Below are 16,633 nucleotides of genomic sequence, written 5' to 3'. Positions count from 1 at the left end.
CTTTTTAGAGAGATTATGGAAGTCAAAAACAGAAGTTGAAAACTCAGCACGCCCGCTGATGTCCACGCACAGTGGTCGGCGCGAAGCCAAAACGCTGCCGGAACCTGATTGCAAAGCGGGACGGTGACTCATATCCAAGCGCTAGGGCTATTGCAGATACTGGCTGCGTTGTTGCCTGCAAGAGTGTGAGTGCCGTTGCCATACGTACATCCACCAGCAAATCCGTAAGCGTATTGCCCTCTGCTGCGAGGCGACGCCTGAGCGTTGCTTCTGACAGCGCCAGCTCCCTGGCGATGCGTTCAGCCGTCCATGCATAGTCCAAAGACTGGGTAATCAAGTCCCTTACCTTGCGCGACACATTCTCGATCAATTTGGGATTGCGCAGTGCTATGCCTTCTTCCATCAGCCAGTGCAGCACCTCAAGAGCGCGCTGGCGCGCTACCGCATCCGGGATGCCATTGCCGCTAACCAGCGCATGCCATGCGCACCCAAAGGCACTGCGCAAACTATCCCTGACTTCTGGAATCAGGCGCACCGGTGCCTGACTCTGCTTGCTGGCTTCCAGCGCTTCTGCCTGGCAGCGATAATAAGAGTCTTCAAGTAATGTCACATCAAAGACCAGCCAGCGCGCTTCATAAGTCATGCCAGCTTCCAGCAGGTTGGTGAAATCAAGGATTTGATTTCCACCAAGCAGTATGGCTTGCCCGGCTTTTGCCTGAACACAGTCACCAAGATCAGCCCGCACAGATTTGCTGCCTTTCTCAACGATGATGAGTGAGGGGTGCTGTACATGAATGCGTCTTACCTCCAGCCCGTTTCCCTGTATGACGTGAGCGGCAATACCTATACCTTTTCTGGCATGTATCTCTCTTGTTGTGAGAGCCTTGTTCTGTTCATCGACGATGTGGCTAGTCAAATTGCGCCCCTTGCGGCGCTGCTCAGCCGGGACTTTGCAATGACCAGGGTATGAGACAGCAAGTAGAAATATGAGTGAGCAGGCATGTCCGCAGCTGGTGATGTAAACAAGCTCAGTATAGCTGCCGTAGCGATCTGACTCTGTGCTGTACAAGTCGAATTTGGTGCCAGGCCAGTCAAATTTTTTAAACTTCCCTGTGCCACAGTAGGAGGAGTCGGGCGAGTGGCAGCAAGACTGGCAGCAACAGTCGCAGCAACGGTCGCAGCAAGGTACAGGCCAGGCCTTGCAACTTTATTGTCAGCATAGGCTGGGCGAAAAGAGGGGCGTCTTTTTCCAGATGGTAAAACCTGTCCTGTCATTCGTGGATGCTGGATTTTCATTGGCAAGCTTCAATTGCATATCTATTCAGTCCTGCAAATTCTCCGGCGAGCAGAAATAAGTCCAGCCATCTGGTAGCTGCATTTTCGCAATAATACCACTTTGGCTAATTGTAATTATTGGTATTGTTAAGGTATCTAATTATTGATACCAATTTCATCGCTACGCCTCACAGTTTTTATTTTCCAAATTGCAGCTTTCTTAATTGGACTCTTCTTTTGTAACAATATTTTATTTCAAAAAAAACCACTTGACCGCCTCATATTTAAGCAACATCTTGGAATCGGTTTCGGACAAAAATGAGACCACAAACCCGAAATGACCTCACAGAATCGGGGCATTTCTCTATCAACAGTTCAGGGGGAATAGGATGAGACATAGAACTGGAATTCGCATTAATCACCTCATGCTCAGTCTGGTCGGCGGTATGCTGGCAGCCTGCGGCGGTGGAAATAACACCAGCAATTTGACAGACACACCCAAAGTAGGCGCGCATGTGGCAATGCCGCCAGCAGAGGTGCCCAGCAGTTGCCAAGTCTGGAGCAATATCCAGATTTATACCCAGGGCAATTGCGTTACCTACCAGGGCATTACCTACAAGGCCAAGTGGTGGACGCAAGGGAATGTACCGGGAGCGGATCAGTGGGGGCCATGGGAAGTAAGTGCGGTCACTCCAACTCCCACACCAACCCCGACGCCAACACCAACACCTACGCCCACTCCGACACCAACGCCAACGCCGACACCGACACCGACACCCACTCCCACACCAGGATGCGCACCTTATGTGGCGAAGACCAGTTATCTGGCAGGTAGTGTCGTCAGCAATGCTGGCGGCTATTATCGCTGCGATGTCGCGGGATGGTGCTCGTCCGGTGCTTCTGCCTATGAGCCTGGTGTAGGCTGGGCCTGGACCAGTGCCTGGACTTCTGTGACTGTCAGTGCCTGCCCAACGCCGACGCCGACGCCGACGCCAACGCCGACGCCAACGCCAACACCAACACCAACACCAACACCAACACCAACACCAACACCAACACCGACACCGACACCGACACCGACACCGACACCGACACCGACTCCGACTCCGACGCCGACGCCAGTCGGCGGGCGCGAAGTTGGTTCCTACTTTGCGCAATGGGGCGTGTATGGCCGCGCCTATGAAGTGGCAGATATTCACACCACGCAGACGCCAGTCAATGGCGTGCAGACCAGCGTGGCTGATCAACTGACCTTCATTAACTATGCCTTTGGCAATGTGTATGCAAAAAATGGTGGCTATGAGTGCGATATGGTCACCAGGACAGAGACGGGTAATAACAACCCGCCGCCTGCCGATGCTGGTACCGGCGGTGATGCCTTTGCCGATTATCAGCGTCAGCCTGCGCGCACCGTCGATGGCAAAACCATACCCTGGGATGCCAATCTCACCGGTAATTTTGCACAACTGAAATTACTCAAGGCAGCACATCCAAACCTGAAAGTATTCATTTCAATCGGTGGCTGGACGTGGTCAAGATACTTCTCGGCAGCAGCGAAGACAGATGCCTTGCGCAAGCAATTGGCGAAGTCTTGCGTCAAGCAATTCATCGCAGGTGATTTGCCTGTGCAGGATGGGCGCGGTGGTCCTGGTGCGGCGAAAGGCGTGTTTGATGGTATCGACATCGACTGGGAATATCCAGGTGGTGGCGGGCAGCCATACAACACGGTGGATGCTGCCAATGACAAGCATAACTTCACTTTGTTGATGGCAGAATTCCGCGCGCAACTCGATGCGCAAGGGGCTCTCGACAATAAGCGTTATGCACTGACTGCAGCGATAGGTGCGGGCACTGAAAAGATCGCCCAGACCGAACCTGCCTTGTATAGCCAGTATATGGATTGGGTGAATGTCATGACCTATGACTTCCATGGCGGTTGGGAAAACACCACCAACTTCCATTCACCGCTGTACCATGACCCTGCAGACCCATCGACGGGTGTGCTTGCCAAGTACAATAGCGATGATGCCATCCAGACCCTGGTCACAGCCGGTATGCCACGCAATAAAATCTTGCTGGGTATTCCGTTTTACGGGCGCGGCTGGAAAACTGTCAGTGCCGGGCCAAATGGCAATGGCCTGTACCAGGCAACAGGTGGGCCAGCAGCGGCCACCTATGAAGCAGGGATAGAAGACTACAAGGTCTTGAAAAACAAGACCGGTACGCGCACCCTGCACCCCGTGACCAAGCAGTTGATGCTGTTGACCAATAATGGCGAATGGTGGAGTTATGATGACCCGGCTGTCATCGCCATTAAAATGAAGTATGTGCGTGACCAGAACCTGCGTGGCGCATTTACCTGGGAACTGGATGGTGATGCTGGCGGTGCCCTGGGTAGCGAAGTCTGGAAAGGGCGATAAGCCTGATTAGTGGCAAGCTATAGTCGCTTTATAGTCCCTCTATAGCCCATTAATAGTGTAGGGCTGCGGATGTGAGTATGATCCACAATCACATCCGCAGTTTTTTCAGCGAGAGGAAAGCAAATGAATGCACAACTTGGGTTGCATGCAGCAGCAAGTCAAACACCTCAGTCCATGAGTGATGACTGGCGTCGCTGGATCGCAGAAAATCTGCTACTCGGCGCGCATCCGGCCACCCTGGAAAATGTCTTGCAACAAAATTCCTTCAGCCTTCACACAGCCAGGCTGGAAATCAGTGCGGCTTTGTCCAGCCCTTATTTTCAAGGCGTGCAAAGACTCAAGAACCGCCTGGACAAGCGCGACTGGGTGTTGGCTATTACTGCCAAACTTGATCAGATAGAACCGCTTGCACTGGAGCGTCAACATCAATTATCTGGCGAACAGTTTTTGCATGATTATTATCAGCAAAACCGCCCCGTCATCATTACCGACATGCTCAATGATTGCCCGGCGCGCAGCCGCTGGAATCTGCCCTGGTTCCGTGAGCATTTTTCTGAACGTCAGGTGGAAGTGCAATTTGGCCGCAATAGCGACGCCAATTATGAAATGAACAGCATCGCCCACAAGCGCCAGATGCGCTTTGGCGATTATGTCGATCTGGTGGAAAACAACGGTCACAGCAACGATATGTACATGACCGCCAATAATGACTCCAGCAACCGCAAAGCACTTAATGAATTATGGGAAGACGTACCCTCATTGCCAGAATACCTGAAGACAGATCAGGGCAAGCAGGGCTTTTTCTGGTTTGGTCCGGCCGGGACGATTACGCCTTTCCACCATGACCTGACCAATAATTTCATGATGCAAATCATGGGGCGCAAACGCGTCAAACTTATCGCGCCCTGTCACCTCGCCAGGCTGCAAAATGAGCGCCACTGCTTTACGCCGGTGGATGGCCGCAACATCGATCTTACACGCTTCCCCCAGATGCGGGATGTGCCTGTGCTGGAATGTATATTGGAACCAGGCGAGATACTCTTCCTGCCTGTAGGCTGGTGGCATTTTGTAGAATCACTGGATATTTCTGTCACCATCGCCGCGACGAATTTTCGCTGGGATAATGATTTCTTCAGTAATTATCCGGCCAACCACGACTTCTGATCAACAGTCGTTCTTAAGAAGAAAACTGCGCTTCCGGAAAATGTCGGAGCGCAGTTTTTTTGTATCAGCTATTCATGCCTTGCCTGTCATCTGACAGGCAAGGCATTTCAACGCATTTTCACATCAAGGCAGAGTTTTCAAGACAGCCTTGGTCGGTGCTGAGAAATTATAGCCATCATGCTTATCCCAGTTGATAGACCAGGTCATGACTCCTCTGAAGCCAGGGTAGGCTTGTTTGGGGACGATGGTGCCGCAATTCAGCAGCCTGGTTAAACAGTTCAGCGCATTACTGACATCTGCTGAAGTGGTAAAGCCGGAATTGGCTGAGCTACGGCCAGACGGTACACCAAAAGCCACCTGGTCAGGGCGCAGACCGGCAAAGGTATTGCCAGCATAAGTAAAGCCCTCGATCAACATTTTTGCCGTGCCCACCAGTTGGTCTGCCGACCCCGCCCTGAGTGGCGCAGCCTGGTAAGGTGTATAGATATCCCCATTGTTGTAATACTGAGGATGCAGGATAGTCAGCTCATCACGCAGCGCATTGATGATGGGGATGTAGGCACCCCAGATAGAACCGTAGGAGGTAAAGCCACCTTCCACATACACCCATTCCGGTGCCATCGACAGGTAGAAGTTCGCCCCCACTTTGGCTTTCAGTTTCTTGACGGCGACAGGCAGATAAGTCTGGATAGCTGCACCCTGTGCGACGCCGTTTTCAAGGTCAAGATCAATACCATCAAAACCATATTTGCTCATAATGTCGTACAGGCTGTTGGCGAAGTTAGTTGCCTCTGCATCTGAGCCTACCGAGACTGAGCCATTCTGGCCACCCAGTGACAACACGACTTTTTTGCCCTGCGCCTGCTTGGTCTTGATATCCGTAATAAATTGCGCTTCGCTACCGGCACCTGGGTCCAGCGTAAAGCTCACATTGCCACCACCGGCATTGTCACCAAACGACACAACAATAACATCCCAGTCATTGCTGACTTGCGCGATAGGGTAGGTATTGCCGCTGGGATTGGTAAAGTTATGCCAGTAACCTACCAGCGCATGTTTGGCCAGGCCAGGGACTGGCGTAGGAGTGGGCGTAGGTGTCGGAGTAGGAGTGGGAGTTGGTGTGGGCGTCGGAGTCGGAGTTGGCGTCGGAGTCGGAGTTGGCGTCGGCGTCGGGCAGGCATTCGCAGTGACTGATGTCCATGCGCTGGTCCAGGCCCAGCCTACACCAGGCTCATAAGCCGATGCCCCGGTCGAACACCAGCCCGCCACGTCGCAACGATAGTAGCCGCCTGCATTACTGACCACTCTTCCGGCAAGATATTGAGTGCCAGCGACATACGCAGAACAGTTTGGTGTTGGCGTCGGAGTTGGTGTGGGAGTCGGCGTAGGTGTCGGGGTTGGTGTGGGCGTTGGAGTCGGTGTTGGAGTCGGTGTTGGAGTGGGGGTAGGTGTTGGAGTCGGCGTAGGCGTAGGCGTAGGCGTTGGCGTGGTATCACATGCACCTTTTGTCGTCCAGGGTTTGCCACTGCCAGAGGCTCCGCTATTGGTCGCAGGGTTTTCATTGTGCGTCCACCAGTTCGCGACATAATTATTGCCGCCCGCACTGACCAAAGCACCGCCATTGTAGGCCGTTGCTGCATCCCAGGCGGCATAGCAAGCTGTAGACGCGACAGCAGGCGGGGCTTGCGGTGTGGTTCCCGGGCCAGCTCCATTACCAGCAGTGTCACTGCCGCCACCACATGCCACCAGCAAACCACCGCTGGTCGCGCACAGCAGCATGTTTCGAATCAAGTTTCTTAAAGTTGTATTTTCCATTGCCGTCTCCCCCATGATTTTGTGAATTCAGAAAATGTGTTGACTCCTAAAAAATGCAGTCCCGGGATGCTTGGTCTTATCGCAAACCAGCCACCCAGAGATTCAGCATGTGTGTCAGCAATGCGGTGGTCAACTGGTTTTACTATTATCTGGCCACTTAAATACCACTTAGTTTTCGGAAATACAATACTGTTGCAGTAAGACTGTAAAGCCATTTTGCTAGCGTTTTTTGATGATGCTTGATCAGACCAGTGTGCCTGTTAGCATCACTGGTATTACGAAGATTTGGCGAACCAGCCAGCAACTGAATTGCGTCATCGCCAGTGTCGACCAGATAACCTGATAGATAGCTTGATAGACAGCAAACCTCAGCAATGGTTTACTGCCATCGCGAAAGGCGAAAGCATGATAATGTCTGCACCAAACTCCGGGCTATCGGATAACAATGAGTCTACAGAAATGATCATCCAATCTTCAGCTTCCTTCCCCGACTTGTCAGCAGATAACGCAAGGGATCTTGTTCTTGCCATACTGGATAACTATGCGGTCAGCCTCAATACGCAAAACTATCCAGCCAGCCTGTATGCAGAATCGCTGCTGTACATGATTTACTGGTTCCATCGTTTGCGTGACCCGGCCCGCAAGAGTGGCATGGAAGATTGCATCGCAAAATATCTGGAATTAGCCCGTGAGTCGGCTGCCGTGCAAGCCTTGTTGTCGGATACGCGGCTTCAAGCCCTGGCAAAACAGCGCATAGATCAGGGCGTCATGGTGCGCAAGACGGTTGATGTGCTGGTGATGCGCGATGGGCAAAGTGGCCGTGAATTTCTGACGCTGGACAGGACGATTTTCCCTGAGGGTATCGCTTTGCCAGGTGGCTTGTTGCAGGATGAAGATGAACACAATGGTCTTGGCATTCCAGCCAATATTTTTGCAGCACTGCGGGTAACAGGTAGCAAAGTTTTTGGCGCTATCGCGCCAGAATATGGAATTGCAGAAGCAGATGGGCGTAAATATTATTTTGTGCAAAGTGAAGCAAAAAACGAAGCAAAAAACCAGACAAAAAACCAGGCCCGCATCTACATGGACAGAACCGTCACGCACGGCTATCGCGACCATCTCAAAGAAATTGCCGTCCCATCAGACCCACGCCATATCGTCGACACTATTGGGTTTTTGGTAGAGATTGCCGACACCACAGACACAGCGGGCATACAGGGAAGGTGGTTGCCTGAGAGCGTGATGACAACGCCAAACGCAAAAGAAGGCGCATTCGCCTTTGGTCATCATAAGCAGATTGCCGCTGCACTGGTGGCAAAAAATTTCACCCGGACGCAAGGTATTTCCCATCATGAATGGATACGGGATTGGGTCAGAAATTCTGTCGACTTATACCAAGAATTGCGCACACGGTTCGAGTCGCATGACAACAGTCTCGATACCTCTGTCATGGAATTGTTGCCCGTGGTTGACTATTTCCGTAGCCAGATGATGCTACCGGCGATGGATGAGAAGTGCCTCAATAATCCTGCACTTTCCTTTATGCGGGACCAGTTGCTGCATAAATTCCATCATGTCACCCTACAGAATGGTGCCATGTGCCCGTATGCGCCAACACTACGTATCCTGTTTGAGGCGGTGGGATTTTTTGATGTGGCATGCCGCACAGAGAAGAACCTGAGTACGCATTTTCAAAAGAAATACTGGTACCGTTATGAAGCGCTGATGCACAGGATCCCTGAAGTCATCATCATCCCGACTTTTGATAATATTTCTGCTACTGACCTCATGAAAATACGCGGTACGCCGGTGTATTTTATCGGTGTATCAACCGAGCCTGTGTATGTCGATGAATTCTGGCAATCTCCACTGGAATTCCTCATCCACGATCTGAACCATGCCTGGAAGATGATGGACATGGACGACCGGTTTTTCCAGCATAGACCAGAAACAAGCAGGGATGAACTGATCAACACATCCAATGCCTTCATCCGCGAGTACTTCCCGACGATCGCCATTAAAAAGACGGATACAGAAGAACAAAAAGAACTGAAGAAGCTCAAGAAAATACTTTTGTTCGAAGTGGGCCATGAAGACGCCAGGCCGCTGTTGCCAAACATCGTCAGCGAAGCGTTGCTGGAAGATGAGGGATATGAATTCCCGGATATCGTCGTCCGTTATGATGAGAGTGGCAAACAAGCCTATCTGGAACAGCGCACGATCCCTGGCATCACGGCACTTTCTTATGTCAGACATAAATTGCAGCATGGGTTTTTTGATCAGACTGATTCCCAAAACATCCAGATCGTCTCACCAAAATACCGCAGCGTGGAATGGATAGTCAGGGCGACCGAAGAGTTGTTGAACGAAATGAAGGCGATCATTCCACCCGCAGTGCTGGCCGAAGGATTGACAGAATATCTGACACGTCAAGCCTGTTCCAGGGGCCCGGCTATTCTTCATTCACCGCAAAATCTTGACCCTGCGATAGACGAGTATGGCGATGGTACGGTTTCACGGGGATAGCCAATCATCTATAGGGAGTGCCATGGTGCAAGCGATACTCCCTCCAAGATAGACGGCGGCGATGAGCTTGGGCTTATGCATTCACCTGATTGCATTTAATCAAAACCAATGCAAAATCGCCCCAACTGTGTTGTAGCTCCTAGCTGTACTAAAGTACTGTCTTCGTTGTTGCACCTTGTGGGGACAATTTTGCGTAAGTCCTACTAATCTTGTTAAGGTTTGAAATGCTGGATATTGAAAAGATAAAATCTGAATTATGGAACGCTGAAGTTTATTTATATGTTACCGGGCATGAAAGTGATGCGGCAGAGCTATTTGTTCGGGTGTTAACACAAATCGATCCTGACTTTATTTTTCCCATATTGTGTGAGGGTGCAATCACCTTAGGAAAATTAGACGCCATTATTTCGCGGCCAGGTCTTCGAGCGTTAACTCGAGAAATTGAATCTTGGGTCAATTGCTATAAGAGAAACAGTTTTCCAATTATTAGTTCTGTGTATATTTCGCCTGAAGATCAATATAGTGATTATTTTTTGCCGCATTTGAAATTATTGGCAGCCTTTGAGAGTGCAGGTGTTTTTCATGTTGAACATCTGAACATTGAATCGCATGAGTCGGTTGTCGTTAGTATAGTGGGCGACGAAGATGTGTTAAGTAGCGAAGAAATTATTAAGCTGCTTTATGTTGGTCAGGAAGTTGAATTCAACTTCCTTGGTGAGAGCAGTCTTCGTCGTGGCAATATTTTGAGAATAGGTGAGTGGCATGAAGTTAGGCGATTTATTGCGCAAGTAGAAATTGAAGAAATTCATACTGGACTTAGATTCTTGGTTCCTACTTTTGCACTTTTACCTGCATCCTATAAATCTGAGGCAGCTAACGAAAAGCGTGACAATTTTCAAGAGAATTTAATGGAGGCGGGGCATTTTGGGGAAATAACCAATGTGATTTTCTCTCAAGATGGCCGTTTTATTTTATCAAGCTCAACCGACGCCATGTTGAGGTACTGGGATGTTGAAACGGGAGTTTGCATACGAGTATTTCAAGGGCATGTTGGAAGTATTACCTCCCTGGCCTTTTCCCACGATGGACTCTATGCACTTTCTGGCTCTTCAGATGGCACGGCAAGATTTTGGAATATTTGCAGCGGCCAATGCTTGAACGTGTTTGCTAATCACACAGATGGTGTTGCGAGTCTGGATCTAAGTCCCGATGGTCGCTTTGCTATATCTGTCGAATCTACTCCTTTGTATATAAATCCGCCAGTGATACGCTTATGGGATACGCAAACAGGTATTTGTAAGTTCTCCTATAAAGGACATGAGAGGCAGGTCGTCACGCTGAAATTTCTTTCTGGAGCCAGAAGTTTTATTTCTATTTCTGAAGATAAAACTATGTGCATTTGGGATGTTGACAGTGATGCGTGCCTAAAACGGATAGATGTCATTGACTCGATTTTTGGTAAAAATCTGTCCAATACAATGACGACGCAAATTGAAAATAGCATCTATTATTATGTTAAGGATGAGCGTGACCGACAATTTTTAGTGAAATCCTGGGACCTGGAAACTAATAGGGAAACTGTATTTTTTAAAGAGAATTTCAAAAGAAACTTGCGAATGCCAGTTTGTATATATGATTCGAAAGTCATTGTTCGAGATAAGAATGCACCAACTGCCGAGATTTGGGATGTGCATGCGAACGAGTGTGAATATATTTTGAAGGGGCATAGAGAATATCTTACTTGTGCAGCAATCAGTCCCAATAAAAATTTTCTTCTTACAGGAGGAAAAGATCGACAATTAATTCTTTGGAATTGCAAGAGCGGTGTAATCGTGAAAACTTATGGGTATAAGGTGCCCGAAAATTATTCAGAAGTTGTTCAGTATATTGAGCCAAGAAATGCTAATGGCTTTGGAGTTGATTGGAGTTTGAATACAAAAACCTTAGGATTGCGACCTACAATATCTTGATTGTAGTAATGCTGAACTGAGTTGATAGTCAGGCGATTTGAATATGGCGATAGTCAGTTACCTTTTTCAGCATTCAGTTGAAGAAAATTAGTCGGCATAATCCTCTCTGATATCCCGCTTTGAATGTGACTTGCCCCTTTGGTGATAAGGAAAATATCGCTCATCCTGGGTGATATGCGCATCTATCATGTCGGGCGATTTTGACTTGGATGTGTCGAAGTTTGGATACTGCCGGGTCTTCCCTTGTAAACTCGTTTAATTTCGGTTGTATTTCTCATCTAAACTCTCGCATCCGTTGACCTGATCGCATTTAATCAAAACCAATGCAAAACTGCCCTGGCAAGGGCGGTTTTTTAAAGGTGATCATCTGGCCGGGATTATTTTTACTTCAGTTTTTCCTGTAAAAATTATGGCAATAATTTCTGCGCATCCCGATGCTGCCCAGATAATAATAACTACTGTCCTTTTACGACGATGAGTACGGTTTCCCAGCCAGGGTAACCAGCACCGCTGCCGCCTACCGTACCGGAAATGCCAAATGTGCCAGTGGCGTTAGGGCGCTGTTCATAGATGCGTGAAGTGATATAGGTGCCTGCCTCAGGGCTCAGCAGTTGCCAGGCGCCGTTCGGGCTGAATGGGATGGCATTGCCTATGCCCAGGTCAACCAGTGCAAGCACCAGATCATTGGCTTTGGTGCTGACTTGTGTTTGTGAAGACAGGGTCGTAGATGCAAAGCGTGGGCCTGAGCTGGTTTCTGTCGGTACATCCAGTAAAGTAAGCGCGTCGGCATTCTGGATTTCCACCATATGTATGCTGCCCTGGTTGGGGATGCCAACGCTCAGGGTGTAGACACCGGATGTGGCGGCCTTTGCTGCATACAGATCGGTCCCCATGCCATCGACATAGATGCGGCCCAGCGAGGTGAAAGAATTGATATCGGCATGCCCCTGATTGTCGGACAAGGTGCCAGATACGCCTAAGGCATTATTGTTCACGCCCACGGTCACCAGTATCCAGTTGCCTGCTGACACAGCACTGGATAATTGATGCTTGCTGGTTCCTGCCGTGATCACCCCCGAGTATTGCTGGCGCACACTGGGCGGGGTGGATGGGTCAGGGTTGCTGACCAGGTTGGCACTGCAGCTTGCCGTTGTGCCGCCATTGCTGCCAGCGCAGCTCCATGCCCAGCCGCTACTTGTAGATGAAACCAGTGAGGCGATGCCTGAGGAGCAAAGCTGGCTGCTGGGTGACGCGCTGAACGACTGCCCGTTAGCCGTACCGCACATGCCATTCACAGGAGTCGGGGTAGGTATCACCGCGCCGCTGAGTTCGAAAGCACCTATGTCCTTGCTCATGCCTTGCGGACGCAGGGTATTGTTGATGTCATCATTGACGGCAAAAATACCCGGCTGGGTAGCTGCGTCCACCGCCGGGCTGGTTGGCAGCAAAGTATAGTTGGCTGTCGCTACATTCTTGAACTGCGGGTTGCCGGAGATGGCCAGGTTGTCGCCCAGTGTGCCGGGCAATGGCACAATTTGCCCATTGCTGAAGTACAGGTTTTGTTTGAAGTCGTAGCTGGTGGTGGTTGATGGCGTACTGTAATCAATCAGCCAGGTTGTGCCCGGTTGGGTGTCAGGACCAAAGGCAAAAATATTATTGTAGAACTTGTTGCGTATGCCTGCACCACTACCAAAGCCTTCATCCATGATGTAGGCTTTATTTCCAGAAGCGCCTGTCATGGCGTTATACACCGTATTGTAGGCAAACCACATGTTTTGCGTCGTGGCGGTTGAGTTGATGCGTATCGGGTAGAGCCTGGTGCCGGTGATGACATTGTTCCAGCTCTGGGCTTCATACGTGCCCTTGTGGGTGCTGCCCTGGTCATTGAAATTGATGCCGTATTTCGCGGCGTTTTCCAGCCAGTTATGATGTATGCGTATACCGGTAAAGCCCTGCCAGATGCCACCATGGGGCAGGGTGTAGGAACCTGCACCACCTTCGTTGTCATTGAACTGTATAGCCGAGCCGCCGGTGATATTGTGTATCCAGTTATAGGCAACTTCCCAGTTTTGCGCCGTGGTGTCTGCATAAATGCCATGGTTTTGCAGCTCAGTTGTGCCGGCAATATCATGGATGTTGTTACCTAAAATCTTGTTGCCGTTGCCATGGCCAGACACACCTGCGGCATTGAGTGTGGTAGAGCTGCCTGCAATCCAGGGGCCTAGCTCATTGTTCACCACGCGCCATGGGCCCGCGGTGTATTGGAAGTTGACAGGCGCAGCATCACGGCTGGCACCGCCAGCCACATCCATCCTTAAATTAGACACCGAGATGTACTCACCTGTCGTACCTGCGATGGCAGACCAGGGACCGGCGATACCGCCAGATGCACCGGCTGGCGTCGTATAGTGGACATCTTCTATGGCATTGCCGTTGACAGGTCCGGGATAGGCAGTGACATGTATCCAGGCTGAGGGACTACCGTTCCTGGCGTAGATGCCGCTACCAAAGCGCATCCAGGTTTTATCCTGGCCATTGCTGTCATGCCAGGCACCGCCGCGTATGACAACCTGGTCACCCGCCTGCATGGCAAAGTAGGCACCTTTCAAGGTGCTCATGTTTTGCAGTGAGCGCCATGGTTTGGCAATATTATTGGCGACTGCGCTGGTATCGGAGCCGGATAGCGAAACGAAAAGTACCCGGCCAGAACTAGGCGTAAAACTATTGTCCGTATTCGAGGCTGCGCCATTCGAGACGACTTTGACAGGCAGTGCGCCGCCCGCAGCTGCACCGCCGAGTGAGCCTAGCTGTACAGTGATTTGCTGCAATCCTGTCTTGCTGCTGGATTTTGCATTACCCAGGTAGCGATAATTGGCAACTTCCTTGTCGTTGATATACACCCTGGTGTTCGTACCCAGGTCACTCGCAGTGCCAAAATTTTTACCAAAAATAGAAAGGTAGCCACCCAGGTTGTTTTCTCCACCTGTGGTCGGCGCGCTCAGTGTGTCAGTATATAAGACTTGCGGCGCAGGGCTGCTGCTGGCTGCCGTCGCTTTCACCGGGGCTGGGCTCGCTATGGTGTTTGTGGTGTTTGTGGTGTTTGTCGTGTTCACCGTTTGCGTCTGCGCATTAACTGCGGAGGAGCTGTCAGCAGACACTGGTGGCGGGTCTGAGGTAAGCGTCTGCTGGGTGCTTGAACCTGTACTATTGTTTGCTCCTCCACATGCACTTAGCACAGCGACTACGCTGACTTGCAGCACGCAGGAGATCCATCCAGATTGGCGAATTGTGTACATTACTTGTACCTTTTGAAAGTGTGCTTACTGGTGTAACAGGCAAGAGCTTGCCATGTTGGAAAATAAATCAAATGCTGGCAGATTTAGTATGTATCCACAATCTTAATGATTTTTTGTTACCAAAACCTACAATTGGTAACCAACACCAGAACGAGTGTGAAAAGTGCCACGCCAACAAAAACGCAGAGTGAAATGAGATGTTGAGTTTTGCCTGTTTGCTCTGGGGGGCTGAAGCCTTTTACAGCAAATTCTGGTTCACTCAATTTAATGTCTTTTTCTTATTAAGCTGGTCTGCAGAATTGTTTTAAAAGACTAATTCAGTAGTGAAAAAGAGCAGTAAAATGCCGGACTAATATTCAATATGAAATAGGTTAAAGACACAAGTAGTTTATGTTTTAACAGCACAATAGAAACCCATGGAATGTCTTAAAAATTCCTTAAAGCTCAAGCATCAATAATTAACAAAAAAATGGTGATTCCGCGATATATTGAAAAATGAAATCACTCAAAAATGCCCTAAAATAAATGGAACCTGGAAACTGCCTGGTATCGGAAGATGAAAAAGAATAAACGTCAACTAGACCGCTTAGAGCGCATCATAGCGACACAATCATTGCTCGCCCAGGCAGATCTGGATCTCACTGCATTCATGCAACTTGTCGTCAATACCTTGCAAGAATTGACAGATGCCAAAGGTGCAGTAGTTGAACTGGTCGACGGTGACTATATGGTGTATCGCTCTGCCAGCGGTGCAATATCCCAGCATGTGGGCCTGCGTCTGTTGAGAGCGAATAGCTTGTCTGGTCTCTGTGTCAGTAGCGCACAAATCCTGCAATGTGATGATGCAGAAACCGATCCACGCGTCGATGCAAATGCCTGCAAAAAAGTCGGTGTTCGTTCCATGATATGCACGCCGCTTTTTGAAAGAGGCTTGCCGGTTGGTGTTCTGAAAGTCATGTCAGAACAGGCATGCGGATTTGATGAAGAAGACTTGCAAACGCTGGAACTGATGGGCGCAGCCCTGGGGGCCGCGCTCGGCAAGCAAGTCGCTTTTGATGAGATGCTGCGTGTGCAGGCACAATTACGCACGAGTGAAGAACGCATACGCACCATTCTGGAACATGCCAATGATGCCGTGATATCGATAGACAATCTTGGGGTCGTGACACAATGGAATCGGTCTTCCGAATCTCTGTTTGGCTGGACCAGTCATGAGGCCATGGGGCGCAATATTGCCGACCTGATCGTGCCACCTGTTTTTAGAAATTCCTTCGTCAATATCCTGGCCCACCTGGATAACAGTGGAAAAACAGCAACGACTACGCGGCGGGAATTTCTCGCTGTTGACAGAGACGGTAAAGAGATTTCCGTCGAGGTCAGCCTGAACGTGAATAATATTGCAGGCCGAATCGAATTCACGGCGTTTTTGCATGACATTTCCGAGCGTAAAAAATGGGAAGAAACGCTGAACGAAATGGCCTTGTCAGATGGCCTGACCGGGTTGCCAAACCGTAGGCATTTTATGGAGGTCTTGCATCAGTCGATAGTCAGGCAACTACGACAAAACAATGGCCTGGCTTTATTGTTCATGGACTTGAACGGTTTCAAAAAAATCAATGATACTAACGGCCATGATACTGGTGATCAGGTATTAAAAGAATTCGCAAAAAGAGTTTCTGGCTGCTTGCGCGAGAGCGATACCATGGCCCGCCTTGGGGGCGATGAATTTGTGGTGCTTGCCGAAGGTGTGCGGGTATTGGAACATGCCCAGGTTTTAGCCCGTAAAATTGTCACCACACTGGAGGTGCCAGTACCTGGCTCTGCGATTATGATGTCCACCAGTATAGGGATCAGTATTCATGATTCTCTGGCGAATGCCGAACAATTCCTCAAAGAAGCCGACATCGCCATGTACAAGGCAAAACAGGGCGCATCCAGCCGCAGTGCGATTGCGGCATTTGTAGAGTAAGGTCTGTCGGGCAATTAATTTCTTCCTTGATTTGCAGTGAGCTTGCGCCACTTTGGATTTGTATCGATACTGCCCCATGTCTGGCAAATGGCGCTGCTTATATGTGCAGTCAATTCACGTGCAGTGGCCATCGCGATGGCCACCACACGGGCAGAAAACTACACTACTGCATTTAATTTAAGCGCATGTAGGCAATGG

Annotated in this window: 8 protein-coding genes; 5 read left to right on the top strand and 3 right to left on the bottom strand. The window is 49.8% G+C overall.

Annotated elements, in window-relative coordinates; translation table 11 throughout:
• Positions 1-43: 43 nt before the first annotated feature.
• Positions 44-916, bottom strand: a complete 873-nt coding sequence (locus tag ACO0LF_RS14450; protein WP_423015042.1) for a helix-turn-helix transcriptional regulator — start codon at positions 914-916, stop codon at positions 44-46.
• A gap of 748 nt (positions 917-1,664) precedes the next feature.
• On the opposite strand from ACO0LF_RS14450, the gene ACO0LF_RS14445 reads away from it, so the two are divergent.
• Both ACO0LF_RS14445 and ACO0LF_RS14440 read left to right on the top strand, forming a co-directional pair.
• Complete coding sequence (locus tag ACO0LF_RS14445) at positions 1,665-3,695, top strand: glycosyl hydrolase family 18 protein (RefSeq protein WP_423015040.1); 2,031 nt, start codon at positions 1,665-1,667, stop codon at positions 3,693-3,695.
• 123 nt (positions 3,696-3,818) lie between these two features.
• Positions 3,819-4,859 carry a cupin-like domain-containing protein gene (locus ACO0LF_RS14440; protein ID WP_423015038.1) on the top strand — a complete coding sequence of 347 codons (1,041 nt, stop codon included), beginning with the start codon at positions 3,819-3,821 and terminating at the stop codon, positions 4,857-4,859.
• A 123-nt stretch (positions 4,860-4,982) separates the two neighbouring features.
• On the opposite strand, the gene ACO0LF_RS14435 is transcribed toward ACO0LF_RS14440, so the two are convergent.
• Positions 4,983-6,674 (bottom strand): chitinase, encoded by a 1,692-nt coding sequence (locus ACO0LF_RS14435; protein ID WP_423015036.1) that lies wholly within the window; start codon positions 6,672-6,674, stop codon positions 4,983-4,985.
• Positions 6,675-7,133: 459 nt separating this feature from the next.
• Here ACO0LF_RS14435 and ACO0LF_RS14430 point away from each other — a divergent pair, with 459 nt between their 5' ends.
• Both ACO0LF_RS14430 and ACO0LF_RS14425 read left to right on the top strand, forming a co-directional pair.
• Positions 7,134-9,200 (top strand): hypothetical protein, encoded by a 2,067-nt coding sequence (locus ACO0LF_RS14430; RefSeq protein WP_423015034.1) that lies wholly within the window; start codon positions 7,134-7,136, stop codon positions 9,198-9,200.
• Positions 9,201-9,424: 224 nt separating this feature from the next.
• The gene (locus ACO0LF_RS14425; RefSeq protein WP_423015032.1) at positions 9,425-11,170 is read left to right on the top strand and encodes a WD40 repeat domain-containing protein; all 1,746 of its coding nucleotides are present in this window, start codon (positions 9,425-9,427) and stop codon (positions 11,168-11,170) included.
• Between the two features lie 455 nt (positions 11,171-11,625).
• Here the strand turns inward: ACO0LF_RS14425 and ACO0LF_RS14420 are convergent, their stop codons facing one another.
• A complete protein-coding gene (locus tag ACO0LF_RS14420; RefSeq protein WP_423015030.1) occupies positions 11,626-14,466 on the bottom strand; it encodes a choice-of-anchor Q domain-containing protein in 2,841 nt (946 codons plus the stop codon).
• Between the two features lie 556 nt (positions 14,467-15,022).
• On the opposite strand from ACO0LF_RS14420, the gene ACO0LF_RS14415 reads away from it, so the two are divergent.
• Entirely contained in the window at positions 15,023-16,435 is a 1,413-nt protein-coding gene (locus ACO0LF_RS14415) for a diguanylate cyclase domain-containing protein (RefSeq protein WP_423015028.1), read from the top strand.
• Positions 16,436-16,633: the final 198 nt, after the last annotated feature.

It is taken from the genome of Undibacterium sp. Di27W (genome assembly GCF_049340345.1).
GTDB lineage: Bacteria > Pseudomonadota > Gammaproteobacteria > Burkholderiales > Burkholderiaceae_D > Undibacterium.
This window is presented reverse-complemented; position numbering and strand designations above follow the sequence as displayed.